We start from the raw sequence: 24,242 nt of genomic DNA, 5'->3' as shown, positions 1-24,242 counted from the left end.
GCCGTGCCCCAGCGAAAGGAGGACCCGTGACGACCCCGAAGCGCCGCCTGCCGGTCATGGCCGACGTGGCCAAAGAGGCGGGCGTGTCGCACCAGACGGTCTCCCGGGTGCTCAACGACCATCCGAACGTCCGGGCCGACACCCGTGCCCGGGTGGAGGCGGCGATCACCCGGCTGGGGTATCGGCGCAATCTCGTCGCCCGCGCCCTGGTCACCAAGCGCTCCCGGACGCTCGGCGTGGTCAGCTTCGACACCAAGCTGTACGGCCCGGCCAGCACGATCTACGGCATCGAGCAGGCGGCCAGGACCGCGGGCTACTTCATCAGCATCGTCAGCCTGAAGTCCCTCGACACGGCCAGCGTCCGCGAGGCCATCGACTACCTGGCCGAGCAGGGCGTGGACGGCGTGGTGGTGGTCGCCCCGCAGCGCTCGGCAGCGCGTGCCCTCGTCAAGCTGCCCTCCGGGCTGCCGGTGGTGGCGGTCGAGGGCACGCACAACGCCGACGTCTCGGTGGTGTGCATCGACCAGCTGGAGGGCGCCAAGCTCGCGGTCCGGCACCTGCTGCAGCTCGGCCACGAGACCGTCTGGCACGTGCGGGGCCCGTCCGACTGGCTGGAGGCCGAGGGCCGGCTGGAGGGCTGGCGCGCCGCCCTGGAGGAGGCCGGCCGGCCGGTGCCCGAGCCGCTGGCCGGCGACTGGAGCCCGCACGCCGGCTATGAGGCGGGCAAGAGCCTGGCCGCGATGGGCGGCGTCACGGCCGTTTTCACGGCCAACGACCAGATGGCGCTCGGCGTGCTGCGCGCCCTCAGCGAGGAGGGGGTGCGAGTGCCCGGCCGGATCAGCGTGGTGGGCTTCGACGACATCCCGGAGTCGGAGTTCTTCTCGCCGCCGCTCACCACGGTCAGGCAGGACTTCGACGTGGTGGGCCGGCACTGCATCGAGGTGCTGCTGCGGCAGATCGACGTGGGGCACACCGCGTACGAGCGCCTCGTCATCCGGCCCAGCTTCGTCGTGCGGTCGAGTACCGCTCCCGTCAGGTAGGTGGAGATGATTGGCATGCCCCCGATACTTACTGGAGAGCAATGTGAACGCTAACAGCTATGTCGTCGGAGTGGACTACGGCACGCTGTCCGGGCGTGCCGTGGTCGTCCGGGTGTCCGACGGCGCCGAGCTGGGCAGCGCCGTCCACGAGTACGCGCACCGCGTCATCGAGCAGCGGCTCCCCGGCTCCGGCGAACGGCTCGGCCCCGACTGGGCGCTGCAGTCGCCGCAGGACTGGATCGACGTGCTCAAGGTCGCCGTGCCCGCGGCCATGGCGGCGGCGGGCGTCGCGCCCGCGGACATCGTCGGCATCGGCACGGACTTCACGGCCTGCACCGTGCTGCCCACCACGGCCGACGGCACGCCGCTCTGCTTCGAGACCCCCGCGGAGCCGCACGCCTGGCCCAAGCTGTGGAAGCACCACGCCGCGCAGCCGCACGCCGACCGGATCAACGAGCTGGCCGCGCGCCGCGGCGAGAGCTGGCTGCCGCGCTACGGCGGCAAGATCTCCTCCGAGTGGGAGTTCGCCAAGGGACTGCAGGTCCTCGAAGAGGCCCCCGAGGTGTACGCCAGGGCCGAGCGCTGGATCGAGGCCGCCGACTGGATCATCTGGCAGCTCACCGGCGTCGAGAGCCGCAACATGTGCACCGTCGGCTACAAGGGGATCTTCCAGGACGGCGGTTACCCGTCCGAGGAGTTCCTGGCCGAGCTCAATCCCGGTTTCGCCGGGTTCGTCGGCAAGCTCGCCACGGGCGAGGTCGGCGAGAAGGTCAACGGCACCACCGTGGCGCACCTCGGCGGGCTCGCGGGGCGCCTGACCGCGCGGGCGGCCGAGTGGACCGGGCTGCCCGAGGGCGTGGCCGTGGCCGTCGGCAACGTGGACGCCCACGTCACCGCCGCCGCCGCGGACGCCGTCAGGCCCGGCCAGATGGTGGCCATCATGGGCACCTCCACCTGCCACATCATGCCCAGCGACCGGCTCGCCGAGGTGCCCGGCATGTGCGGCGTCGTACGCGACGGCATCGTGCCGGGGCTGTGGGGCTACGAGGCCGGGCAGTCGGCCGTCGGCGACATCTTCGCCTGGTTCGTGGACAACTTCGGCTCGCTGGACCACGAGCGGCTGACCGAACTGGCCGAGAAGCAGGCCGTCGGGCAGCACGGGCTGGTCGCGCTCGACTGGTTCGGCGGCAACCGCTCGGTGCTGGTGGACCACAACCTGTCCGGCGTCATCGTCGGCCAAACGCTGGCCACCAGGCCGGAGGACGTCTACCGGGCGCTCATCGAGTCCACCGCGTTCGGGACCCGGATGATCGTGGAGACGTTCGAGAAGGCGGGCGTGCCGGTCGAGGAGTTCGTGGTGGCCGGCGGGCTGCTGAAGAACCGGTTCCTCATGCAGGTCTACGCCGACGTGCTGCGCCGCCCGCTGTCGGTGATCGGCTCCGACCAGGGGCCCGCGCTCGGCTCGGCCATCCACGCGGCCGTCGCCGCCGGTGCCTACCCGGGCATCGAGCAGGCCGCGGCGGCGATGGGCCAGCGTACGGAGGCCGCCTACGTGCCCGACCCGGCCCGCGCCGACGCCTACGACCGGCTCTACGCCGAGTACCGCCGCCTGCACGACTTCTTCGCCGACGGCCGGATGCTCCACACCCTCCGCGCGATCAGGAACGAGGCCGGCTCATGAGTATCCGGAAGATCGTCGCCGACCTGCATGCCGAGCTGGTCCGCTACAACCTGGTGGTCTGGACGGCGGGCAACGTGTCGGGGCGCGTCCCGGGCGAGGACCTGTTCGTCATCAAGCCCTCCGGCGTCTCCTACGACGAGCTGACGCCGGAGAACATGGTGGTGTGCGACCTCGACGGCAACCTGGTGGCGGGCGAGCACTCGCCGTCCAGCGACACCGCCGCGCACGCGTACGTCTACCGCAACATGCCCGAGGTCGGCGGCGTGGTGCACACTCACTCCACCTACGCCTCCGCCTGGGCCGCCCGCGGCGAGGCCATCCCGTGCGTGCTGACGGCGATGGCCGACGAGTTCGGCGGCGAGATCCCGGTCGGTCCGTTCGCGCTGATCGGCGACGACTCGATCGGCCAGGGCATCGTGGAGACGCTCAAGGGGCACCGCTCGAAGGCGGTGCTCATGCAGAACCACGGCGTGTTCAGCATCGGCAAGGACCCGAGGGACGCGGTGAAGGCGGCCGTCATGTGCGAGGACGTGGCGCGTACCGTGCACGTGGCCCGGCAGCTCGGGCAGCCGCTGCCCATCGCGCAGGACGACATCGACCGCCTGTACGACCGCTATCAGAACGTCTACGGACAGAGGAGCCCGCGTTGAAGATCTGGTTTCTGACCGGCAGCCAGGGACTGTACGGCGAGGACACGCTGAGCCAGGTGGCCGAGCAGTCCCAGCGCATCGCTGAGCGGCTGCCCATGCCGGTGGTGTGGCGGCCCGTGCTCACCGACGCCGCGGCGATCAGGCGCGTCATGCTGGAGGCCAACGCCGACGACGAGTGCGCCGGCGTGATCGCGTGGATGCACACCTTCTCCCCGGCCAAGATGTGGATCGCCGGGCTCGACGCGCTGCGCAAGCCGCTGCTGCACCTGCACACGCAGGCCGACGTCGAGCTGCCGTGGAGCACCATCGACATGGACTTCATGAACCTCAACCAGGCCGCGCACGGCGACCGGGAGTTCGGCTACGTGCAGACCCGGCTCGGCGTGCCGCGCAAGACCGTGGCCGGGCACGTCAGCGACCCGGTCGTGGCCAAGCGCATCCTGACCTGGTTCCGCGCCGCCCAGGGCGCCGCCGAGCTGCGCACGCTGAAGCTGGTCCGGTTCGGCGACAACATGCGCGACGTGGCGGTCACCGAGGGCGACAAGGTCGAGGCGCAGCTCCGCTTCGGCGTCTCGGTCAACACCTACGGCGTCAACGACCTGGTCGAGGCCGTGGAGGCGGCCTCGGACGCCGACGTGACCGCGCTGGTCAAGGAGTACGCCGAGCAGTACACCGTCGCGCCCGAGCTGCTCGGCGAGCGGCACGAGTCGCTGCGTTACGCGGCCAGGATCGAGCTGGGCCTGCGCCACTTCCTGGAGTCCGGCGGCTACAAGGCGTTCACCACGAACTTCGAGGACCTCGGCGGCCTGCGCCAGCTCCCCGGCCTGGCCGTGCAGCGGCTGATGGCCGACGGCTACGGCTTCGGCGGCGAGGGCGACTGGAAGACCTCGGTGCTGTTGCGCACCCTCAAGGCCATGTCGGCCGAGGGGATCACCGGCGGCACCTCGTTCATGGAGGACTACACCTACGACCTGACGCCCGGCCAGGAGCTCATCCTCGGCGCGCACATGCTGGAGGTCTGCCCGTCCATCGCGGCCGGCACCCCGTCGTGCGAGATCCACCCGCTGGGCATCGGCAACCGGGAGGACCCGGTCAGGCTCGTGTTCGACGCCGAGCCCGGGCCCGGCATCGTGGTCGGGCTGGCCGACATGGGCGACAGGTTCCGGCTGGTGGCCAACGAGATCGACGTCGTGACGCCGCCCCAGCCGCTGCCCAAGCTGCCGGTGGCCCGCGCGGTCTGGCGCCCCCGCCCGAACCTGCGTACGTCCACCGAGTCCTGGCTCACCGCCGGCGCCCCGCACCACACCGTGCTCTCCCGGGCCGTCGGCCGGGAGGAGCTGACCGACCTGGCGGAGATGCTGGGCGTGGAGCTGGTGGTCATCGACGCCGACACCACCACCGAGCGCTTCGCCAAGGAGCTGCGCTGGAACCAGGCCTACTACCGGCTGGCCCAGGGCTTCTGACGACGGAAAACCCTGCGCCGGTCTCTGGGAGCGGCGCAGGGCGCACGTTAGGATGGGGCGCCGTGAAGCTGACCAACTGGGCTGGAAACACTACATTTCGGGCGCGCGACGTCCATCATCCGACTACGCTGACCGAGCTCCAGCGGCTGGTCGCGGCCGGCGACCGGGTGCGGGCGCTGGGAAGCGGACACTCGTTCAACGACGTGGCGGACGCCTTCCACGACGCGCCCGACGTCGCCGGTGACCTCGTGGTGCTGGACCGCATGCCGGAGACCGTGGAGATCGACAGCGCCGCGAGGCAGGTGCGGGTCCCGGCGCGCATGACGTATGCGCGGCTGGCGCCGCTGCTGCACGAGGCCGGGTTCGCGCTGGCGAACATGGCCTCGCTGCCGCACATCTCCGTGGCGGGCTCGGTCGCGACGGGCACGCACGGCTCCGGCATCGCCCAGCCCAGCCTGTCCGCCGCCGTCTCCGCGGTCAACCTGGTCACGGCGGACGGCTCGGTGCTGACGCTCGCCCGCGGCGACGCCGACTTCCCCGGCGCGGTCGTGGCGCTCGGCGCGCTCGGCGTCGTCACCACCCTCACCCTCGACCTGGTGCCCGCCTTCGAGCTGCGCCAGTACGTCCGCGAGGGCCTGAGCACCGACGCCCTCGCCGACTTCGAGGCGATCATGTCCGCCGGCTACAGCGTCAGCCTGTTCACCGACTGGCGCGACACCCGCGTATGGCTGAAGCGAGCCGACGAGCTGACCACCCCCGACTGGTACGGCACCACCCCCGCGCCCGCCCCCCGCCACCCGCTGCCCGGCATGTCGGCCGACAGCTGCACGGTCCAGCTCGGCGTGCCGGGACCCTGGCACGAGCGGTTGCCGCACTTCCGCCCGGACTTCCCGCCGAGCGGTGCGGGCGACGAGCTCCAGTCGGAGCTGCTGCTGCCCCGCGAGCACGCGGTCAAGGCGCTGCGCGAGCTGTATGCCATCGGCGAGCGCATCCGGCCGGTCCTGCACATCGCCGAGGTGCGTACGGTCGCCGCCGACGACCTGTGGCTCAGCCCGTTCCACGGCCGTGACAGCGTGGCCATCCACTTCACCTGGGTGAAGGACCCCGCCGGGGTGCTGCCGGTGCTGGAGCTGGTGGAGGAGACGCTGGCGCCGTTCGACCCCCGGCCGCACTGGGGAAAGCTGTTCACCCGGTGGCCGTCCTGCCCCGACCGGTTCCGCTCGCTGGTGGGCCGGCTCGACCCGGCGGGCAAGTTCGCCAACGGTTTCACCCGGATACTGCTGCGGGAGTAGTGTGCGCGCCGGCGCATGCTTCCCCTGACGTAGCCGGCCACCGGTCCGCGGGACGATGCGCCGGGCCCTCGGGTGGGCGATCGTTGGGGGCATGACCGATCACCCGTTCAGGTTCGGCGCGGTCGCCGGACAAGCCCCCGACGCCGACTCCTGGGCCGGCCTGGCCCGCCGCGCGGAAAGCCGCGGCTACTCGACCTTGCTGGTGCCCGACACGCTGGGCACGCTGTCCCCGTTCGTCGCCACCGCCGTCGCCGCCGCGGTCACGACGACCCTGCGCGTCGGCACGTTCGTGCTGAGCGCCCCCTACCGCACGCCCGAGACGGTCGCCTGGGAGACCGCCACCCTGCACCGGCTCACCGGCGGCCGCTTCGAGCTGGGCCTGGGCGCCGGGCGGCCGGGCGCCGAGCAGGACGCGGCCACGCTCGGCGTCGCGTGGGGCACGCCGAGCCACCGGATCGAGCAGGTCTCCAGGACCCTCGACGCGGTCAAGGACGTACGGATCATGGTCGCCGCCTCCGGGACCAGGTTGCTCCGGCTGGCCGCGCAGCGGGCCGACACCGTCGCGCTCGGGCTGCCGCCGCACTACACGGAGGACCAGGTGGCGGCCAAGCTGGACGAGCTTTATGAGCTGGCCGGCGACCGCTTCCACGACCTGGAGCTCAGCATGAATCTGGCGGCTGCCGGCGCCGAGCCGCCCGCGTGGCTGGTCAGCCGGCTCGGTCCGGTCGGCCCCGGCAGCACCGGGGTTCTCACGGGCACGGCCGACGAGATGGCGGAGACCCTGCGGCGCTCGCCGGTACCTGACAGGACCTGACAGGTACGCCCGGCAGGATGACCGGCCATGGACGCAAAGGGAACCTTCGACACTTCCGACTGGAACCCCAGCCCCGCCTTCCACGACCAGGACGGCGTCTCGCTGGGCCTCGTGACCTTGGCCAAGACCTTCCACGGCGACCTGAATGCCACCAGTGTCGTTCACCTGCTGATGGTGACCACGCCGGTGCCGGACTCGCGCTCCTATGTGGCGCTGGAACGTGTCGAGGGCACCCTGCACGGGCGGTCGGGCAGCTTCGTCGTCCAGCACGACGCCACGAGTGACGTGGGGGAACAGTCGTTGCGCATCACGGTCGTACCGGACTCGGCGACGGGGGAACTAACCGGCCTCAGGGGCGAGATGCGGATCCTCATCGCCCCGGACGGGGGTCACTCCTACACCTTCGCCTACCAGCTCTGACCGGAACCGTGATGCGGGCGGTGATTTCGAGTGGAGCTATGGGGATTCGAACCCCAGACCTCCTCCATGCCATGGAGGCGCGCTACCAACTGCGCCATAGCCCCTTTGCCGTGTACGAGTGTAGCCGACTTCGCGACCCCCGGCGTACACGGGCGAATCACGCCCCATTTCCCCGAGGAGGGTCCGCGGGGTCGGCCCGGCGCGCGAGGCTCGTCCATGACCTCGCGCGCCGGGCCCCGGCCCGTCATCCGACCGACCGGGCCCTGTCGATGAGTCCGGCCAGCTCGCTCACCATCGGGTCCTCCGCGGTCGCCGCCAGCCGCGTGGCGTGCTCGCCGAGCGTGGGCAGGTCCAGGCCGAACGCCTCGCGGTCGCGCAGGTAGACGGCGAACGCGGCCACCACCACGTCCACCTGCAGCCGGACCGGCGCCTTGTCCCACACGGATTCGTGCAGGTCACCGGCCTGCAGGGACTCGCCGGCCTCCGAGGCGGCCCTGGTGTCCGGGTCCTGCCAGCGCACGGTGGCCTGGGCGAGCTGGCCGGTGGCGCCGGGCTTGAGACGCAGGGAGTAGAGCGCGGTGACGGAGTGGCCGGGGCCGATCTCGCCGCCGTCGCGCCGGTCGTCGCGGAACTCCTCGGTGGACAGGGCCCGGTTCTCGTAGCCGACGAGCCGGTAGGTCTCGACCACCGACGGGTTGAACACCACCTGGGCCTTGGCGTCCCGGGCCCGCAGCTCGATGGTGGCGGGCAGCTGGGTGGTGAAGACCTTGGCGGCCTCCTCCTCGGTGCTGACGTAGACGGCCATGCCGTCGCCGTTGTCGGCGAGCTGCTCCATCAGCTCGTCCCCGTACTCCCGGCCGACGCCGACGGTGAGCAGCGTGACCTGCCTGCCCGCGTACTCCTTGGCCTGGTCGAGGATGGACTGCCAGGCCGTGCTGCCCTGGTTGGCCAGGCCGTCGGAGAGCAGGATGACGCGGTTGGTGGCGGCGGGGCGGAACGCCTGGGACGCCTCCCGGTAGCCGGCGACCAGCCCGGCCTCCAGGTTCGTGCCGCCGGCGATGGTCAGCGCGTTCACCGCGTCCCGCAGGTCGCTCCTGGCGGTCAGGGGGGTCATCGACGCCAGCAAGGTGGCCTCGTCGCTGAAGGACACGATCGACACCTGGTCGCCGGGGGCGAGCTGGTCGAGCAGCTTCAGCAGCGCCGACTTGACCAGGTCGAGCCGCCCCGGCTCGCCCATGGAGCCGGACACGTCGACGACGAACGTGAGGTTGGCCGGGCGCCGCTCGGCCGCCGCCGACGTACGTGTCTGCAGGCCGACGCGCAGCACGGCCTCGTCGGGCGCGGGCAGCCTGGCGCCGTCCACGTGCACGGTGAACCCGTCGTCCGGCGGCTGCGCGTAGTCCTGCCGGAAGGCGTTGACCCACTCCTCGGGACGGATCTCGCCCGGCTCGGGCCAGCGGCCCTCCTGGAGGGTACGGCGGGCGTAGCCGTACGAGGCGGTGTCCACGTCGAGGGCGAACGTGGAGATCTGCGCCGTGGTCGTGTCGTTCTCGCGCTGCTCCCCGCTCTCGCGCGACTGCTCCTGGACCGGTGCGCCCGGCGAGGCGGCCGCCTGCTCGTTGGCCCGCTCGCCGGCCGTCGAGCTGGGCGCGCCGCCGCAGGCCGTGAGAGCCAGCAGGGCGACAAGTCCGGTACCGGCGGCTAAAGGACGAAGTTTCATTACCGAACCACCTCCTGGTCCTTACGACGGAAGTGGATCTTCGGCGGCCGGGCCGGTGACGCAAGCGAGCGCAAACCGCGATCGAGACGTGATCGGCCGCGCGGGGACGGCCATCCGGCGTCACCAGTGCAGCAGCAGCAACTCGGCGGAGAACCCCGGCCCCAGCGCCAGCAGCACGGCGGGCGCCCCCGACCGGCCGCGCGTCTCCTGGAGCACGTGGAGCACGGAGACCGACGACAGGTTGCCGTACTCGCGCAACGAGTTCCGGGTCACGTCCAGGGCCCTGGCCGGCAGGCCGAGGGTCTCCACGATCTTGGTGATGACCTTCGGGCCGCCGGGGTGGCAGACCCAGGTGGCCACCTGCTCGGGGGTGAGGCCGTAGTCGGCCAGGAAGGACCTGATGTCGGCGGCCAGCACCTGCTCCACGAAGTCGGTCAGGTCGGGGTCGAGCACGATGCGGAACCCGTGGTCGCCCACCTCCCAGCCCATGAGGTGCTCGGTATCGGGATAGAGCCTGCTACGGGTGGCGACGACCTCGTGGCCCGGCCCGCGCCCGGTCGCCACGACGGCCCCCGCCGCGTCGCCGAACAGGCCGCTGGCCACGAGGTTCGCGATCGAGGTGTCGTCGCGCTGGATCGTCAGCGAGCACAGCTCCACGCACACCAGCGCCGCGACGTGGTCGGGCCAGCCGCGCAGGTAGTCGTGCAGGCGTGACAGTCCGGCCGCGCCCGCCGCGCACCCGAGGCCGAACACGGGCACCCGCTTGACGTCCGGCCGCAGCCCCATGCGCTGGGCCAGCTTGGCGTCCAGCGAGGGCGTGGCCACGCCGGTGGTGGAGCAGAACAGCAGATGGTCGACCTTCTCGGGGCGTACGTCGGCCTTCTTGAGCGCGCCGCGCAGGGCCTGCTCGCCGAGTTCGAGGGCGAGCTCGACGTAGGCGTCGTTGGCGCGGGCGAAGGAGTCGAGCTTGGGGTAGTCGGTCAGCGGCAACGCGAGATTGCGGCCCTCCACGCCGGTGGCGGTATGGAAACGCTTGAGGAGTTCCTCGTCGCATCGGGTCAGACGGGAGAACGCCTCCGTGATCTCCGCCTGCTCGTAGCGGTGATCGGGCAAAACGGTCTGTACACCCGAAATGTGCATATATCACTCCTGCCGCGAGGGGGCCCCGGCTAACATGCGTTCATGCTCCTGCCGGCCCCCTCCAGGCCGCACCGGGTGGCGGTGCTCGCCTTCGACGGGATGTCCCCGTTCGAGCTCGGCTGCGTCGTGGAGTTCTTCGGACTGCCCCGGCCCGAGCTGGACGTTCCCTGGTACGAGCTCGCGGTGTGCGCGGAGACCCGGGAGCCGCTCAGGGTGGTGGGCGGGTTCACCATGCGGGCGGAGCACGGCCTCGACGTGCTGGCCGCGGCCGACACGGTGATCGTGACCGGGGTGCCCGACGTGCGCGGGGACGTCTCCGCGACGCTGGCCGAGGCGCTGCGGCGGGCCCACGCGCGCGGGGCGCGGATGGTGTCGATCTGCTCGGGCGCCTTCGCGCTGGCCGCCGCCGGGCTGCTGGACGGTCGCGCGGCGACCACGCACTGGCGTTACGCCGAGCTGCTCCAACGGCGCTTCCCCGCGGTCGAGGTCAACCCCTCCGTCCTGTACGTGGACGGCGGCGACGTGCTGACCAGCGCGGGCAGCGCCGCCGGCCTGGACCTGCTGATCCACCTGGTACGCACCGACCACGGCCCGAACGTGGCCAACGCCGTCGCCCGCCGCCTGGTCGTGGCGCCGCACCGGGAGGGCGGCCAGGCGCAGTTCATCGAGGCCGCGGTCCCGCCGGTGGCGGACGACGACCCGGTGGCCAGGGCGATGTCGTGGGCCCTGGACAATCTGGCCCGGCCGATCAGCGTGGCGGACCTGGCCGGGGTGGCGCACATGTCGGAGCGCTCGTTCATCCGGCACTTCAGGCGGCAGACCGGGACCAGCCCGTTGCGGTGGGTGATCTCGCAGCGGGTGGCGGCCAGCCTGCCGATGCTGGAGTCGACGCGGGCGCCGGTGGAGGAGATCGGGGCGGCGGTGGGCTTCGAGAGCCCGGTGACGTTCCGGCACCATTTCACGCGGGCCATGCGCACGTCGCCGTCGGCGTACCGGCGGGCCTTCGGGGCGTGAAGCCCGCGCCCGGGTGGGTCAGGCCCGCGTGAGCCGCCACAGGGAGGTCACCTCGGCGGCGCGGGCCGCGTGCAGCGGGTCCTCCACGTCGCGCGGCCGGTGGTGCCGGGGTGCGACGTCCATGCGGCCGGCCACCCGCAGCCCGCCCTCCTCGAACGCGGCCAGCAGTTCGGCGCGGGTGCGCAGCCCGAGGTGCTCGGCCAGGTCCGACAGGATGAGCCAGCCCTCGCCCGACGGCTCCAGGTGCTCGGCCAGCCCGCCCAGGAACCCGCGCAGCATCCGCCCGTCCGGGTCGTAGACGGCATGGTCGAGCGGCGTGATCGGGTCGGCGGGCAACCAGGGCGGGTTGCACACGACGAGCGGCGCCCGTCCGGCCGGGAACAGGTCGGTACGCACGATCTTCACCCGGTCGTCCAGCCCCAGGCGGGCGAGGTTGTCCCTGGCGCAGTCGACGGCCCGCTGGTCCAGATCGGTGGCCACCACGTGCCGGACGCCCCTCCTGGCGAGCACGGCGGCCAGCACGCCGGTGCCCGTGCCGATGTCGAACGCCAGCCGGTCGCCCGGCAGCGGCGCCTCGGCCACCAGATCCACGTATTCGCCCCTGACCGGCGAGAACACGCCGTGGTGGGGATGGATGCGGGCGCCCAGCGCGGGGACGTACACCCCCTTCTTGCGCCACTCGTGGGCCCCGATCACGCCGAGCAACTCCCGGAGCTGGCCCACCGCGGGCGCCGGCGCAGGGCCGTAGACCTCGGTGCACGCCTCGCGTACGTCCGGCGCCCTGCGCAGTGGCACGACGTGGCCCGCCTCGTACGGGACGAGCAGCATGCCGAGCGTCCTGGCCCGCTGGGACCTGGCCTGGCGGTAGCGGTGGAACCCCGAGCCGGGGGCGGCGGGCCTGCACCGGCGTCCCATGGCGGCCAGCAGCTGGCGGGCGTTCTGGAAGTCGCCCCGCCACAGCAGCGCGGTGCCCTCGCAGGCCAGCCGGTAGGCGACGGCGGCCTTCATCGTGTCGTCGGCGACCACCACCCGGCTGGGCGGGCGCAGGCCCAGGGCGGTGCGCCAGAGCGCCGACCGCTCCTGCCCGGCCTCGGTCCACTGGATCATCAGGGCTCGACCGTTTCACGTACGGCCCCTGGCGGCCACCGGTTTTACCGCAACGGGACACCTGCCGTTCCAGGTCCGCGCGGGAAGCTGGATAATCGAACGTGAGTTCGTATAATGATCGGTATGGATGCCAACCCTGAGGAACTGCCCGAGCTCTGGAGCCCGCCCGTGGTGGAGCACGTCACGCCGGTCAGCGCCACCGAGGAGCGCTATCTGCTGGCCTGGGGCGACGATGCGGAGGGTGCGCGGTGGGGCTTCCTGCTGTGGCCGCCGCGGGCGCGTGGACGTCAGGAATGCGCGCGGTGGGTGCGCTGGGAGGACATTCGCCCGGTCACCGGGGAGGACTACAGCACGGTCCCGCTCGCGGACCCCCTGATGTGACGGCCGGCCGGCGGGCGTTCCGGTGCGGCGGGCGTTAACCTGCCGGTGGAACAACGTTCTGGACGCGAGGAGCGCCATGCCGGACAATCTCATCTTCCGCCTGCCGCCGACCTTCGAGACGGTCGAGGAGGAGCGGCGCCATCGCAAGGAGCGGCTCGCGGCGGCGCTGCGGATCTTCGGCAAGCTCGGCTTCGAGGAGGGCGTGGCCGGGCACATCACCGCCCGCGACCCCGAGTGGACCGACCACTTCTGGGTCAACCCGTTCGGCCTGTCGTTCAAGCACATCAGCGTCAGCGATCTCATCCTCGTCGACCACGAGGGCAAGGTCGTGGAGGGGCGCTACCCCGTCAACGAGGCCGCGTTCGCCATCCACTCCCAGGTGCACCAGGCCAGGCCCGGCGTGGTGGCCGCCGCGCACAGCCACTCCGTCCACGGCCGCGCGCTGTCGGCCCTGGGGCAGGTCATCGAGCCCATCACCCAGGACGCGTGCGCGTTCTACCAGGACTGCGGCCTCTTCGACGGCTACACCGGCGTGGTGACCGACCTGGAGGAGGGCAAGCGCATCGCCGCGGCGCTGGGCGGCAACAAGGCCGTCGTGCTGCGCAACCACGGCCTGCTCACGGTCGGCGACACCGTGGACGCGGCCGCCTGGTGGTTCATCACGATGGAGCGCTCGGCCCAGGTGCAGCTGCTCGCGAAGGCCGCGGGCCAGGTCGTGCCCATCGAGCCGGACAACGCCGCGCTGACCTACCGGCAGATCGGCAACGACCTGGTCGGCTGGGTCAACTACCAGCCGCTGCACGACCAGATCGTGCGGGAGCAGCCTGATCTTTTCGAATAGCGCCGACCCCGGCGAGGATGCCCGATCTGACGAAGTCGTACGGGCCGTCGGGGGAGGCGCCGGGCGCCCAGTCGGCGACCGGGACCACGCCGGGGCCGAGCAGGTTGAGGCCGTCGAAGTAGGCGGCGATCTGGTCGCGGCCGCGCCTGGCCAGGCCGCCGGCGGCGGTGCTCGAATAGACCTGCCGCCCCTCCCGGGCCGCCTCGTCCGTGACGTCGCCCGCGTACAGGTGGGACAAGACCAGATAGCCGCCGGGGCCGAGCCGCTTGCGCACGCGGGCGGCGATCAGCGCGGCCTCGGCGTCGTCCGGGACGAAGTGCAGCACCGCGACCAGCAGGATCGCGAAGGGCCGCGTGAGATCGAGATGCCCGGTGACCTGGGGGTGGTCCAGGATCGCGTCCGGGTCCCTGAGGTCGCCCGCCACGGCCACGACGCTCGGGTCCCTGGCCAGCAGCGCGCGGGCGTGGGTCAGCACGACGGGGTCGTTGTCCACGTAGACGACGCGGGAGCCGGGGACGTGCCGCTGGGCCACCTGGTGCACGTTTTCCTGGGTGGGCAGGCCCGCGCCGATGTCGATGAACTGGTGCACGCCCGCCTCGGCGATCACGCGTACCGCCCGGCCCAGGAAGGCGCGGTTGGCCCGGGCGATCTCGCGGGCGTCGTTGCCGAGCCGGCGGCCGATCTGGATCATCTTCTCCGCCGCCTCGCGGTCGGCCGCGAAGTTGTCCCTGCCACCGAGGTAGTAGTCGTACATGCGGGCGACGCTGGGCACGTTCGGGTTGATTCCGGCGGGTGCGCGATCCGCCTCGGCCATGTGGCGATCCCTTCGATATGGATCTTTAGCGCCGATTCTAGGGCGAACCCGGATCAACACCCCGAGGCGTGCGCCGAGCGGCCGGTCACGTGCGACGGAAGGTGTTGCGGTAGGCCAGCGGCGGCACCCCGACCGCGGCGTGCAGGTGCTGGCGCAGCGAGACCGCGGTACGGAAGCCGGCCTGCCTGGCCACCTCCTCCACCCCGAGGTCCGTGCTCTCCAGCAGGCGCCGGGCGTGGAGCACGCGCTGCCCGGTCAGCCACCGGGCCGGGCTCACGCCGGTCTCCTCGCGGAAGCGCCTGGTGAACGTGCGCACGCTCATCCTGGCGTGCCCGGCCAGCGCGTTGAGGTCGAGCGGCCGTTCGAGATGGGTGAGCATCCACTCCCGGGTGGCCGCCGTGCCGCCGGCCCCGGCCTCCGGCACGTGCCGGTCGATGAACTGGGCCTGCCCGCCCTCCCGCCACGGCGGCATGACGCAGCGGCGGGCGGCGCGGTTGGCCACCTCGCTGCCGTGGTCGCGCCTGATCAGGTGCAGGCACAGGTCCAGCCCGGCCGCCACCCCCGCCGAGGTCAGCACGTCGCCGTCGTCCACGAACAGCACGTTGGGGTCCAGCCTGACCTTCGGGAACAACGTGGTGAACCTGGGCGCGTCGCGCCAGTGGGTGGTGGCCGGGCGGCCGTCCAGCAGGCCCGCCGCCGCCAGCACGAACGCGCCCGTGCAGATCGACATGATCCGCGGCCGCCCCTGCAGCGCCGCGCGCAGCGTGTCCGAGATCATGCCCTGCATCGCCGGGCCTCCGTGGATGCCGGGCAGCAGGACCGTGTCCGCCGTGTCGAGCACGTCGAGGTCGTGGTCGGGCAGCACGCTGTAGCCGGCCTCGCAGCGCACCGCCTGACGGCCCTCCGAGCAGGTCACGACCTCGTACAGGCGCTCGCCCGCCGGGGTCACCGCCGTCCTGAACACCTGGCCGGGGACGCCGAGGTCGAGCGTGGCGAAGTGGTCGAGCACCACGACCGCGATGCGATGGGTCATGGCCGGATTCTTGCACATATTGGCTTTCCGGCCACTCGTATGCCTGTAAGGGGTAAATAAGTATTGGCGCATGACACTCAGCACCACCCACTCGGGTCGCCGGCTGCACCGGGCCTGGTTCGTGGCCGCCGTCGCCTTCGTGGCGATCCTGGGCGCCGCCGGATTCCGCGCCACCCCCGGCGTACTGATCACTCCTCTCCACGAGGAGTTCGGCTGGTCGGCGGGCACGATCTCCCTGGCCGTGTCGATCAACCTGGTGCTCTACGGCCTGACCGCCCCCTTCGCCGCCGCCCTGATGGACCGCTTCGGCATGCGCCGGGTGGTCGCCGTCGCGCTGCTGCTGATCGCCGCGGGCAGCGGGCTGACCGTGCTGATGACGGCGAGCTGGCACCTCCTGCTGTTCTGGGGCGTGCTCGTGGGGCTCGGGACCGGCTCGATGGCGCTGGTGTTCGCCGCGACGGTGGTGGACCGCTGGTTCGTGCGGCACCGGGGCCTGGTGACCGGCGTGCTCACCGCGGCCGGCGCCACCGGGCAGCTCATCTTCCTGCCCGTGCTCGCCCAGCTCGCCGAGGGGCCGGGATGGCGCTTTGCGTCGCTGACCGTGGCCGCCGCCGCGCTGGCGGTGGTGCCGTTCGTGTGGTGGCTGCTGCGCGACCACCCGCAGGACGTGGGCACGACGGCCCTCGGCGCTGAACCCGGCTCGGTCCGTACCGAGCCCGGCAAGGTGAACGCGGCCGTCCGGGCGGTCACCGTGCTGGCCTCGGCGGCGCGGACGCGGCCGTTCTGGTTCCTCGCCGGCGGCTTCGCGATCTGCGGCGCCAGTACGAACGGCCTGGTCGGCACCCACTTCATCCCCGCCGCGCACGACCACGGCATGGCCGAGCCGGTCGCGGCGGGCCTGCTGGCGGTCATCGGGATCTTCGACATCGTGGGCACGATCGCCTCCGGCTGGCTCAGCGACAAGATCGACCCCAAGGTGCTGCTCGGCGTCTACTACGCGTTGCGCGGGCTCTCGCTGATGGTGCTGCCCGGCCTGTTCGCGGCCACCACCGAGCCCAGCATGCTGATCTTCATCGTGTTCTACGGCCTGGACTGGGTGGCGACCGTCCCGCCCACGGTCGCGCTGTGCCGGCGCATCTACGGGGCCGACGGCGCCGTGGTGTTCGGCTGGGTGTTCGGCTCGCACCAGGTCGGGGCCGCGATCGCCGCCGTCGGAGCCGGGCTCACCCGCGACCACCTGGGCGCCTACGACCTGGCCTGGTACGCCGCCGGCGCCCTCTGCCTCCTCGCCGCCGCCATGTCCCTGGCCATCGGGCATGCTAGAGGGCGATGAACTCCGAGCTTTACGTCCTGCCCCTCGTCGTCCGGATCGAGCGTGCGGGTCCCACCGTGAGCCCTCCCGAGCGCACCGACGCCCTGGAGGCCGCCGCCATGGCCGTGCTGAGTCTGCTGGACGACCCGGGGGAGTGGGCCGCCGAGGTGCACGCCTGGCAGTCCACCGGCAAGATCCGCAAGGTCGTGCGCCGGGCCAGGGGCGCCGAGTGGCGCCGCGCGCTCGCGCTTCCCGGCCGCACCGTCGAGCACCGTACGGCCGAGGTGCGCGTGCACCCGCCCGTGCCGCTCGACGACTGGCCCAGGGACCTGGCGCGGTTGCAGGTGTCCGGCACCGAGCTGACCGACACCGCCCCGCCGCCGCCCGCCGAGCGGCCGATCCTGTGGGCCAACCCCGACCTGGCCATGTCGGCGGGCAAGGCCATGGCCCAGGCCGGGCACGCCGCCCAGCTCGCCTGGTGGGCCAGTGACGCGGCCGAGCGGGCGGCCTGGCGGGAGCGCGGGCTGGCGGTGTCCGTGCGCGCCGCCCCCGGCCGGGGCGACTTCGACTCCCTGGTCGCCGCCGGGCTGCCGGTCGTGCGGGACGCGGGGTTCACCGAGATCGAGCCGGGCTCGTGCACGTTCGTCGCGGAGGCCCCGTGGTTGCTGGGGCGTGTCTCTAGATCGTGAAGATGTCCGCCAGCACGCCGCCCGCCGGGGTGATCCGCGCGGGCGACGGGCTGTCGTACACCACCATCAGCCTGCGGTCGTCCAGCAGCGCCAGCCCCTCCGGATGGTCGCAGCCGACGCCGTAGGGCAGCTCCAGCACGGCTTCCAGTTCGTCCTCAGGGACGACCGTCGGCCGCTTGTGGCCCGGCCGCCAGCGCACCACGCGCACGGGCCCGTCGAGGTCCATGGTCGGCCCGGTGAGCAGCAGCAGCGAGTCGCCGTCCGGGCACAGGTCCCGCACGCCGAGCCCGCCGAGGTCCAGGAAGTGCTTGCGGTACGGCTCCCGCAGCCGCAACCGCCCCTTGCCGGCGTCCTCGACCCGCAGCTCCAGCAGCACCGCCCAGCCCCGCAGGACCGGACCGCGCAGCCCCAGGTAGACCCGCCCGGACAGGACGGCGATGCCCTCGACGTCCAGCCCGTTGTCCTTGCCCGGCAGCGTCAGGAACGGTGCCAGGTGCCGGTCGTCGCTCATGTACGTGGTGAGGTTGTGCCCGCCGGACATGATCGCCCCCCGCTCCGGGGCCTCGGCGTCGCCGAGCGGGAGCCGTACCAGGATGAAGCGGTTCTCCTCCCTGACCACCGTGGCCAGCCGGTCGGCGGCCTTGTCCGGGTCCTTCGACTTGACCCGCCTGCGCTTGAGGCTGTGCGAGCCGACCAGCCAGAGGTGGCCGTCGGCCCGGCCCATTCCCTCGATGTCGGCCTCGTCCTCCGGGCCCGCCGGGAGATTGACGTAGTCGGCGAGGCGGAAGGTGCGCTGCGCGCCGAAGTGGTCGCCCGTCCACTCCAGGTGCTCGAACGTCGCGGTCTCGTCGCCGGCCACCCACAGGCCGGTCGAGCCCTGCCGGATGGCCGAAAGGTTCGTGTGCGTCTGTGACGCTCGGGAGGCGTGGTCGAATCGCAGCTCAACCTGTTGCACGAAGTCCATGATTGCACTTCGGTCGCTTCTTGAGCGCAATGCCGGGATATGTCGTACGCTCCCGTCGTGCTCGATGGGGATGAAGTGATCAAGGGTTCCGAAGTGAGAACCGCGACGAGACCTGGAGCCCCGGTGGCTTCACCCCCCAAACGCTCCCGTATCGGAGATCTCCGCATGCGGGTGGTGTACCGGGGGCTTGCCGTGGTCGCCGCCGTCGTGGCCGCGGCCGTGGCAGTGATCGTGGTGCTCCCGTCAGGGCCGGACGAGGTCGCGGCGGGGCCGGTCACCGCGCCGCCGGCCGTACCGTCCCCGTCCGGCCCGGCACCGGCGGCGGCGGTCCCCACGCCCAGCCCGGAGCCGAGCACCACCGAGGAGCCGAGCACCACTGAGGAGCAGGGCGCCACCGAGGAGCAGGGCGCCACCGAGGAGCAGGGCGCGCCGTCCCCCAGCGGCTCGCTCGCGCCCGGCTACACCGCCATGGAGGCCCTCTACGCCGACCCGCGCGTGCCCAGGCTGACCGGCGGGGTCAAGCGCATGTCCCTGAGCTCGCCGGGCAAGCAGGTGGTCACGGACAAGCGCTCGGGCCTGGTGGTCCCCAGGCTCGGCAGGCCGTGGAAGGCGTACGGGGCGGCGCCGTTCTCCACCAGGCAGGTGCTGCCCCGGCAGCGCGGCACCACCCTGCGCGGGACAGTCGTATCGTGCCCGCTGCCGATCATGGAGCAGGAGTCCCCGCGTGACACGGCGCTGCTGGCCGCCCGCTGGACGCTCAACCACCATCCCAAGGGTTCCAAGATCACTTGGCTGGCGTCGCAGCAGGTCAAAGGCGGATGGGCACTCGTCTATCGGGTTAAATACGGAAAAAAGACGTCTCGGGCGGCCGTTGTCGTCATAGACGGGGGAATGAGCAAGCCCGGACTGGTGTTCGTGACAGTGCCGGACTCGCAGCACAAACAGTGGCGGGACATTGGCCGCGTGGTGTCAGGAGTGCGTGTTCTAGGCTAGAAGATCATGTATGCGGCGATATGGGGAGTGACGCCGTGGAACGCTCTGGATCACCACAAACCTCGAACAAGGGCAAGGGCAAGCCGCCCTGGCGTTCGGAGGGCTTGCCCGGGACGCCGGGCGGCCGACCCAAGATCAACTGGTGGCGTTTCATCGTCACCTTGCTCATCGTGTACGCGGGTTTCTTCGTGGTGTCGTCGTTCGTCGACAGCGAATCCGTCGAGACGATCTCGTACACCGAGTTCACCAAGCAGGTGAGCGCCAAGAACGTCAAGGAGATCTACGCCCAGGGCCTGTCCGTCGAGGGAGACCTGCGGTCCTCCGCCCAGAACCCCGAGAGCAACACGGCCTACACCCGGTTCCAGACCGAGATCCCGGCCTTCGCCAACACCGACCAGCTCGACCAGCAGCTCGCCACCGGCCAGGTGGAGATCACCTCGCAGCCGATCACCCGTGGCTTCTTCTCCAACCTGCTGCTGTCACTGCTGCCCGTGCTGCTGCTGGCCGGACTGTGGATCTGGATCATGCGCCGCGGCGCCAGCATGATGGGCGGCGGCCTGGGCGGGCTGGGCAAGTCCAAGGCGGCCAAGCCGGTCGAGGCTGGGAAGGTGCGGGTGACGTTCGAGGACGTCGCGGGCATCGACGAGGTCGAGAACGAGCTGGTGGAGATCGTCGACTACCTCAAGGACCCCGACAAATACCGCAGGCTCGGCGCGAAGCTGCCCAAGGGCGTGCTGCTCGCCGGCCCTCCCGGCACCGGCAAGACGCTGCTGGCCAGGGCGGTCGCGGGCGAGGCCAAGGTGCCGTACTTCTCGGCCAGCGCCTCCGAGTTCATCGAGATGATCGTCGGCGTGGGCGCCTCGCGGGTGCGTGACCTGTTCGAGGAGGCGCGGAAGGTGGCGCCGTCGATCGTGTTCATCGACGAGATCGATGCCATCGGCAGGGCGCGCGGCGGCGCGGGCGGCATCGGCGGCCACGACGAGCGCGAGCAGACGCTCAACCAGATCCTCACCGAGATGGACGGGTTCTCCGGGGCCGAGGGCGTGATCGTCATCGGGGCCACGAACCGGCCCGAGATCCTCGACCCGGCGCTGCTGCGTCCCGGGCGCTTCGACCGTACCGTGCAGGTGGGCCTGCCGGACGCGGCCGGCCGCAGCGCGATCCTGGCCGTGCACACGCGCGGCGTGCCGCTCGACGGCGAGGTCAGCCTCGACAAGCTCGCCAAGACCACTCCCGGCATGACCGGCGCCGACCTCGCGAACCTGGTCAACGAGGCCGCCCTGCTCGCCGCCAAGCGCGGCAAGGAGAAGGTCGCGATGGCCGACCTCACCGACGCGCTGGAGAAGCTGCAGCTCGGCGCGGCCCGCAGCATCGTGATGCCGGAGGAGGAGCGCACCAGGACGGCCTTCCACGAGGCCGGGCACGCGCTGCTCGGCATGCTCCAGCCGGGCGCCGACCCGGTCAGGAAGATCTCGATCACCCCGCGCGGCCGGGCGCTCGGCGTCACGCTGTCCACCCCTGACACCGACCGGTACGCCTACGACGAGCAGTATCTGCGCGGCCGCATCACCGGCGCGCTCGGCGGCATGGCGGCCGAGCAGGTCGTCTACGGCGTCATCACCACCGGCGCCGAGAACGACCTGGAGCAGGTCACCATGATCGCCCGTGGCATGGTCGGCCGGTGGGGCATGTCGGAGAAGGTCGGACCGCTGACCATCCTGCCCAACGACGGCCAGCCGCCGCAGGCCTCGCCCGCCATGCTCGCCACTGTGGACGAGGAGGCGCGGCGGATCGTGGACGAGTGCTACGAGCGTGCCATCCAGGTGCTCTCCGAAAACCGGGAGAAGCTGGACGCGATCGTGGCGGCCCTGCTGGAGCACGAGACCCTCGACGAGGCGGACGCGTACGCCGCCGCGGGCCTGGCAGGAAGCCGTTCGGTGGCCGCCGCCGGCTCCGCGGGGTGAGCCGGGCCACCTTTTCCGATAAATAAGACAATCCGGGCGTTGGGTCGAGATCAGCAGGGGAACGTCTCCCGTGTCAACGATGGGGGGACTGTCGTGACTCTGCATGACGAGCTTCTCGCCCAGCTCGGAGACTCGGGACTGGAGCAGATCGCCGGAATGCTCGGCACGGACACGGCCACGGCCCGCGACGTGGTCCAGGCTGTGTCGGGCACCATCGTCGGAGGACTGGCCCGCAACGCCGAGCACCCGGACGGCGCCGAGGCCCTGCGCGGGGCGCTGGACGAGCATGTGGACACCGATCCGTTCAACGGCGACGTGGCCTCGCTGACCCGCGACGGGCACGGCATCCTCAGCCACGTGCTCGGCGGGCAGGGCACGGAGGCGGTCGTGTCCGGTCTGTCGCAGCTGGCCGGCATCGACCGGGGGACCATCATGCGGCTGCTGCCTCTGATCGCCCCCATGATCATGTCGCTGCTGGCCACCCGGGCCGCGAACGCCGACATGGACGCCGGCACGATGGCCGACCACCTGAACCGGGAGCAGTCGGCCGTGCCCGACGCGCTCGGAGCGCTGCTCGGCAGCATCTTCGGCGGGGTCGTGCCGCGGCAGGCAGGCCCGTCCGAGCCAGTGGAGGAGCCGCAGCGGGCACCGGGGACGCCGAACCCCGACCGGTGACCGGTAGGCTGGCTCAGTGATCGTTCTGGCCTCTGCCTCCTCTGCCCGTCTGGCCCTGCTACGCAGTGCCGGCCTCGACCCCAAGGTGATCGTCAGCGGGGTCGACGAGGAGGCGTTCACCGCCCACACCCCCGCGGCGCTCAGCCTGGTGCTGGCCAGAGCCAAGGCCGAGGCCGTCGCGAGCGGGCTGGACGAGGGGCTGGTGATCGGCTGCGACTCGATCCTGGAGCTCGACGGCCGCCCCTACGGCAAACCCGCCACGAAGGAGGAGGCCGCGGAGCGCTGGCGCCTCATGCGCGGGCGCACCGGGCGCCTGGTGACGGGCCACTGCGTGATCGACGTCGCGGCGGGCCGGCAGGTCGCCGAGGTGGCCACCACCGTGGTGCACTTCGGCCAGCCGTCCGAGGAGGAGATCGCCAGCTACGCCGCGACCGGCGAGCCGCTCAACCTGGCCGGGGCGTTCAGCATCGAGGGGCGCGGCGGGTGGTTCGTGGAGGGCATCGAGGGCGACCACGGCAACGTGCTCGGCATCTCGCTGCCGCTGCTGCGCGACCTGTTCGCCGAACTGGGCTACGCGGTGACGTCGTTCTGGCGCTAGCCTGCCGGGCATGCGATCACTGCGCGACTTCACGGCCGGTGTCGGCTTCTTCCTGCGGGGTTGGGGGTGGGTCGCCCGAAACGGCCGGTGGTGGGCTTTCGGGCTGATCCCCGCTCTTGTCGCGTTCGCCGTCTACGTGGTGGTGCTGATCCTGCTCGGCACCAACGCCGCCGACCTGGCCGAGTTCCTGACGCCGTTCGCGGACACGTGGAGCTGGCGCGAGGTCTTCCGTACGGTGGTGGCGATCTCCTTGGTGCTCGGCGGGCTGGCGGTGGCGGTGCTGACGTTCACCGCGCTGACGCTGGTGATCGGGGAGCCGTTCTACGAGCGGTTGTCGGCGGAGGTGGACGCGCTCAAGGCGGCCGACGAGCAGCCGTGGTGGCGCACACTGCCCCGCTCGATCAGGGACAGCCTGGTCACGCTGTGCTACGTGCTCCTCTTCACGATCCCGCTGTTCTTCCTGGGCTTCATCCCCGTGTTCGGCCAGACGGTGGTGCCGGTGCTCGGAGCGGCCGTGTCCGGCTTCTTCCTCACGGTGGAGCTCACCACCCTGCCACTGGAACGGCGCGGGATGATCCGCAAGCAACGGTTCGCGCTGCTGCGCGGTAACAAGGCGGCGTCGCTGGGGTTCGGGGTGGCGGTGTTCCTGCTGTTCCTGGTGCCGTTCGTGGCGGTCATCGCGATGCCGGCGGCGGTAGCGGGCGCAGCCCTCCTCGTACGCACCCACCTAACCCCCACCGCCACCGCAACCCCCACACCCCCACCCCCGTCCCCCCACCACCCCGAACCCACCCCCTGACCCACCCCGCCCCATCCCCACAGCAGCCTCCACCTCCCTCCGGGCCGACCCCGCTACGGCCCCGCAGTGACCTCCACCTCACGCAGGGCCGACCGCGCGACGCTACGGGCCCTGCAGTGACCTCGACCTCCCGCCGGGCCGACCGCGCTACGGGCCCTGCAGTGACCTCGACCTCCCGCCGGGCTTGCCGCGCTACGGCCCGCAAGGGCGTCCCCCTCACGCCGGGCCGGGCACCCACTTCGGCATCGCGACGGCCTCCGCCTCACGTCGGGCCTGCCGCGCTACGACCCTCAGTGGTGTCCCCCTCACGCCGGGCCGCCCCTGCTTCGGCCCTTCGGCGGCCTCCGCTTCATGCCGGGCCGCCACCCGCTTCGGCCTCGCAGCGGCGGTCCATTTCATGCCGGTCCTGCGGCGTTACGGCGTTGCAGTGGCGTCCGCCTCACGCGGGCCTGCGGCGCTACGGCCTCGCAGTGGCAGTCCACTTCATGCCGTGCCTGCGGCGCTACGGCCCCGCAATGGCATGCATCTCACGCAGGGCTGGCACCCGCTTCGGCCCCGCGGCGACCTCCGCCTCACGCGGGCCGCCGTGCTACGGCCCCGCAGTGACCTCCACCTCACGTGGACCTGCGGCGCTACGGCCTCGCAATGGCGTCCACCTCACGCCGGGCCGACCACGCCACGGCCCCGCAGCGACCCCAACCCAAGCTGGGCCTACGGACTGCGCCACCGCCCCAGCCGGCCCCCACCCCACGCCCGGCCCGCAGCCTCAGCTCGGCCGACCGCCTCAGCTCGGCCCGCACCCCACGCCCGGCCCGCAGCCTCAGCTCGGCCGACCGCC

Annotated in this window: 23 protein-coding genes and 1 tRNA gene; 17 read left to right on the top strand and 7 right to left on the bottom strand. The window is 71.9% G+C overall.

What is annotated here, in order from left to right; genetic code table 11:
* The first annotated feature begins 26 nt into the window (after positions 1-26).
* The 7 genes from BLS95_RS48910 to BLS95_RS48880 all read left to right on the top strand — a co-directional run bounded on the left by BLS95_RS48910 (position 27) and on the right by BLS95_RS48880 (position 7,360).
* Positions 27-1,040, top strand: coding sequence for a LacI family DNA-binding transcriptional regulator (locus BLS95_RS48910; RefSeq protein ID WP_245765742.1), 1,014 nt, complete (start codon positions 27-29; stop codon positions 1,038-1,040).
* 43 nt (positions 1,041-1,083) lie between these two features.
* Positions 1,084-2,721: a ribulokinase gene (gene araB / locus BLS95_RS48905; protein ID WP_090946479.1), complete on the top strand. Its 1,638-nt coding sequence runs from the start codon at positions 1,084-1,086 to the stop codon at positions 2,719-2,721.
* The gene (locus tag BLS95_RS48900) at positions 2,718-3,371 is read left to right on the top strand and encodes an L-ribulose-5-phosphate 4-epimerase (protein WP_090946478.1); all 654 of its coding nucleotides are present in this window, start codon (positions 2,718-2,720) and stop codon (positions 3,369-3,371) included. The genes araB and BLS95_RS48900 overlap by 4 nt, the downstream gene beginning before the upstream one ends.
* The gene (gene araA, locus BLS95_RS48895; protein ID WP_090946477.1) at positions 3,368-4,834 is read left to right on the top strand and encodes an L-arabinose isomerase; all 1,467 of its coding nucleotides are present in this window, start codon (positions 3,368-3,370) and stop codon (positions 4,832-4,834) included. Before BLS95_RS48900 ends, araA begins: the two co-directional genes overlap by 4 nt.
* 62 nt (positions 4,835-4,896) lie before the next feature.
* Positions 4,897-6,126: an FAD-binding protein gene (locus BLS95_RS48890; protein ID WP_090946476.1), complete on the top strand. Its 1,230-nt coding sequence runs from the start codon at positions 4,897-4,899 to the stop codon at positions 6,124-6,126.
* 91 nt (positions 6,127-6,217) lie between these two features.
* Positions 6,218-6,940, top strand: a complete 723-nt coding sequence (locus BLS95_RS48885) for an LLM class flavin-dependent oxidoreductase (RefSeq protein ID WP_090946475.1) — start codon at positions 6,218-6,220, stop codon at positions 6,938-6,940.
* 27 nt (positions 6,941-6,967) lie between these two features.
* A complete protein-coding gene (locus BLS95_RS48880; RefSeq protein WP_090946474.1) occupies positions 6,968-7,360 on the top strand; it encodes a DUF3224 domain-containing protein in 393 nt (130 codons plus the stop codon).
* 31 nt (positions 7,361-7,391) lie between these two features.
* On the opposite strand, the gene BLS95_RS48875 is transcribed toward BLS95_RS48880, so the two are convergent.
* From BLS95_RS48875 to BLS95_RS48865, 3 genes are all read right to left on the bottom strand, one after another.
* Positions 7,392-7,464, bottom strand: a tRNA-Ala gene (locus BLS95_RS48875).
* A gap of 140 nt (positions 7,465-7,604) precedes the next feature.
* The gene (locus BLS95_RS48870) at positions 7,605-9,080 is read right to left on the bottom strand and encodes a vWA domain-containing protein (protein WP_090946473.1); all 1,476 of its coding nucleotides are present in this window, start codon (positions 9,078-9,080) and stop codon (positions 7,605-7,607) included.
* 120 nt (positions 9,081-9,200) lie between these two features.
* Complete coding sequence (locus BLS95_RS48865) at positions 9,201-10,220, bottom strand: type III polyketide synthase (RefSeq protein WP_090946472.1); 1,020 nt, start codon at positions 10,218-10,220, stop codon at positions 9,201-9,203.
* Positions 10,221-10,262: 42 nt separating this feature from the next.
* On the opposite strand from BLS95_RS48865, the gene BLS95_RS48860 reads away from it, so the two are divergent.
* The gene (locus tag BLS95_RS48860; RefSeq protein WP_090946471.1) at positions 10,263-11,234 is read left to right on the top strand and encodes a helix-turn-helix domain-containing protein; all 972 of its coding nucleotides are present in this window, start codon (positions 10,263-10,265) and stop codon (positions 11,232-11,234) included.
* Positions 11,235-11,252: 18 nt separating this feature from the next.
* Here the strand turns inward: BLS95_RS48860 and BLS95_RS48855 are convergent, their stop codons facing one another.
* Entirely contained in the window at positions 11,253-12,341 is a 1,089-nt protein-coding gene (locus BLS95_RS48855) for a methyltransferase (protein ID WP_090946470.1), read from the bottom strand.
* A 123-nt stretch (positions 12,342-12,464) separates the two neighbouring features.
* On the opposite strand from BLS95_RS48855, the gene BLS95_RS48850 reads away from it, so the two are divergent.
* Both BLS95_RS48850 and BLS95_RS48845 read left to right on the top strand, forming a co-directional pair.
* Positions 12,465-12,722, top strand: coding sequence for a hypothetical protein (locus BLS95_RS48850; protein ID WP_090946469.1), 258 nt, complete (start codon positions 12,465-12,467; stop codon positions 12,720-12,722).
* Between the two features lie 76 nt (positions 12,723-12,798).
* Entirely contained in the window at positions 12,799-13,563 is a 765-nt protein-coding gene (locus BLS95_RS48845) for a class II aldolase/adducin family protein (RefSeq protein ID WP_090946468.1), read from the top strand.
* Here the strand turns inward: BLS95_RS48845 and BLS95_RS48840 are convergent.
* Both BLS95_RS48840 and BLS95_RS48835 read right to left on the bottom strand, forming a co-directional pair.
* Positions 13,505-14,377, bottom strand: coding sequence for an SAM-dependent methyltransferase (locus BLS95_RS48840; RefSeq protein WP_090946467.1), 873 nt, complete (start codon positions 14,375-14,377; stop codon positions 13,505-13,507). The genes BLS95_RS48845 and BLS95_RS48840 overlap by 59 nt on opposite strands.
* An 85-nt stretch (positions 14,378-14,462) precedes the next feature.
* Complete coding sequence (locus BLS95_RS48835; RefSeq protein ID WP_245765741.1) at positions 14,463-15,410, bottom strand: GlxA family transcriptional regulator; 948 nt, start codon at positions 15,408-15,410, stop codon at positions 14,463-14,465.
* Positions 15,411-15,480: 70 nt separating this feature from the next.
* Here BLS95_RS48835 and BLS95_RS48830 point away from each other — a divergent pair, with 70 nt between their 5' ends.
* Together BLS95_RS48830 and BLS95_RS48825 are read left to right on the top strand one after the other, a co-directional pair.
* A complete protein-coding gene (locus BLS95_RS48830) occupies positions 15,481-16,743 on the top strand; it encodes an MFS transporter (protein WP_090946465.1) in 1,263 nt (420 codons plus the stop codon).
* Entirely contained in the window at positions 16,740-17,411 is a 672-nt protein-coding gene (locus tag BLS95_RS48825; RefSeq protein ID WP_090946464.1) for an aminoacyl-tRNA hydrolase, read from the top strand. The genes BLS95_RS48830 and BLS95_RS48825 overlap by 4 nt, the downstream gene beginning before the upstream one ends.
* Here BLS95_RS48825 and BLS95_RS48820 read toward each other — a convergent pair.
* A complete protein-coding gene (locus tag BLS95_RS48820) occupies positions 17,401-18,375 on the bottom strand; it encodes a DUF3616 domain-containing protein (RefSeq protein ID WP_090946463.1) in 975 nt (324 codons plus the stop codon). The two genes, BLS95_RS48825 and BLS95_RS48820, sit on opposite strands and share 11 nt — an antisense overlap.
* 165 nt (positions 18,376-18,540) lie before the next feature.
* On the opposite strand from BLS95_RS48820, the gene BLS95_RS48815 reads away from it, so the two are divergent.
* The 5 genes from BLS95_RS48815 to BLS95_RS48795 all read left to right on the top strand — a co-directional run bounded on the left by BLS95_RS48815 (position 18,541) and on the right by BLS95_RS48795 (position 23,404).
* Positions 18,541-19,368, top strand: coding sequence for a hypothetical protein (locus tag BLS95_RS48815; RefSeq protein WP_090946462.1), 828 nt, complete (start codon positions 18,541-18,543; stop codon positions 19,366-19,368).
* 35 nt (positions 19,369-19,403) lie between these two features.
* Complete coding sequence (gene ftsH / locus BLS95_RS48810) at positions 19,404-21,332, top strand: ATP-dependent zinc metalloprotease FtsH (RefSeq protein WP_090946530.1); 1,929 nt, start codon at positions 19,404-19,406, stop codon at positions 21,330-21,332.
* A 93-nt stretch (positions 21,333-21,425) separates the two neighbouring features.
* Positions 21,426-22,007 (top strand): DUF937 domain-containing protein, encoded by a 582-nt coding sequence (locus BLS95_RS48805; RefSeq protein WP_176993813.1) that lies wholly within the window; start codon positions 21,426-21,428, stop codon positions 22,005-22,007.
* 16 nt (positions 22,008-22,023) lie between these two features.
* Positions 22,024-22,605, top strand: a complete 582-nt coding sequence (locus BLS95_RS48800; protein ID WP_090946460.1) for a Maf family protein — start codon at positions 22,024-22,026, stop codon at positions 22,603-22,605.
* A 10-nt stretch (positions 22,606-22,615) separates the two neighbouring features.
* Positions 22,616-23,404 (top strand): EI24 domain-containing protein, encoded by a 789-nt coding sequence (locus BLS95_RS48795; protein ID WP_176993812.1) that lies wholly within the window; start codon positions 22,616-22,618, stop codon positions 23,402-23,404.
* Positions 23,405-24,242: the final 838 nt, after the last annotated feature.

It is taken from the genome of Nonomuraea jiangxiensis (genome assembly GCF_900099965.1).
Classification (GTDB): domain Bacteria; phylum Actinomycetota; class Actinomycetes; order Streptosporangiales; family Streptosporangiaceae; genus Nonomuraea; species Nonomuraea jiangxiensis.
Note: the sequence above shows the minus strand (reverse complement) of the source record. Positions and strands in the feature narration are given on the sequence as shown.

Excerpts from the sequence above, each read along its gene's own strand:
- BLS95_RS48900 (WP_090946478.1), top strand. The coding sequence starts at position 2,718 with ATGAGTATCCGGAAGATCGTCGCCGACCTGCATGCCGAGCTGGTCCGC.
- BLS95_RS48885 (WP_090946475.1), top strand. The coding sequence starts at position 6,218 with ATGACCGATCACCCGTTCAGGTTCGGCGCGGTCGCCGGACAAGCCCCC.
- BLS95_RS48880 (WP_090946474.1), top strand. The coding sequence starts at position 6,968 with ATGGACGCAAAGGGAACCTTCGACACTTCCGACTGGAACCCCAGCCCC.
- BLS95_RS48870 (WP_090946473.1), bottom strand. The coding sequence starts at position 9,080 with ATGAAACTTCGTCCTTTAGCCGCCGGTACCGGACTTGTCGCCCTGCTG.
- BLS95_RS48865 (WP_090946472.1), bottom strand. The coding sequence starts at position 10,220 with ATGCACATTTCGGGTGTACAGACCGTTTTGCCCGATCACCGCTACGAG.
- BLS95_RS48860 (WP_090946471.1), top strand. The coding sequence starts at position 10,263 with ATGCTCCTGCCGGCCCCCTCCAGGCCGCACCGGGTGGCGGTGCTCGCC.
- BLS95_RS48855 (WP_090946470.1), bottom strand. The coding sequence starts at position 12,341 with ATGATCCAGTGGACCGAGGCCGGGCAGGAGCGGTCGGCGCTCTGGCGC.
- BLS95_RS48850 (WP_090946469.1), top strand. The coding sequence starts at position 12,465 with ATGGATGCCAACCCTGAGGAACTGCCCGAGCTCTGGAGCCCGCCCGTG.
- BLS95_RS48845 (WP_090946468.1), top strand. The coding sequence starts at position 12,799 with ATGCCGGACAATCTCATCTTCCGCCTGCCGCCGACCTTCGAGACGGTC.
- BLS95_RS48840 (WP_090946467.1), bottom strand. The coding sequence starts at position 14,377 with ATGGCCGAGGCGGATCGCGCACCCGCCGGAATCAACCCGAACGTGCCC.
- BLS95_RS48835 (WP_245765741.1), bottom strand. The coding sequence starts at position 15,410 with ATGACCCATCGCATCGCGGTCGTGGTGCTCGACCACTTCGCCACGCTC.
- BLS95_RS48830 (WP_090946465.1), top strand. The coding sequence starts at position 15,481 with ATGACACTCAGCACCACCCACTCGGGTCGCCGGCTGCACCGGGCCTGG.
- BLS95_RS48825 (WP_090946464.1), top strand. The coding sequence starts at position 16,740 with ATGAACTCCGAGCTTTACGTCCTGCCCCTCGTCGTCCGGATCGAGCGT.
- BLS95_RS48820 (WP_090946463.1), bottom strand. The coding sequence starts at position 18,375 with ATGGACTTCGTGCAACAGGTTGAGCTGCGATTCGACCACGCCTCCCGA.
- BLS95_RS48815 (WP_090946462.1), top strand. The coding sequence starts at position 18,541 with ATGCGGGTGGTGTACCGGGGGCTTGCCGTGGTCGCCGCCGTCGTGGCC.
- BLS95_RS48795 (WP_176993812.1), top strand. The coding sequence starts at position 22,616 with ATGCGATCACTGCGCGACTTCACGGCCGGTGTCGGCTTCTTCCTGCGG.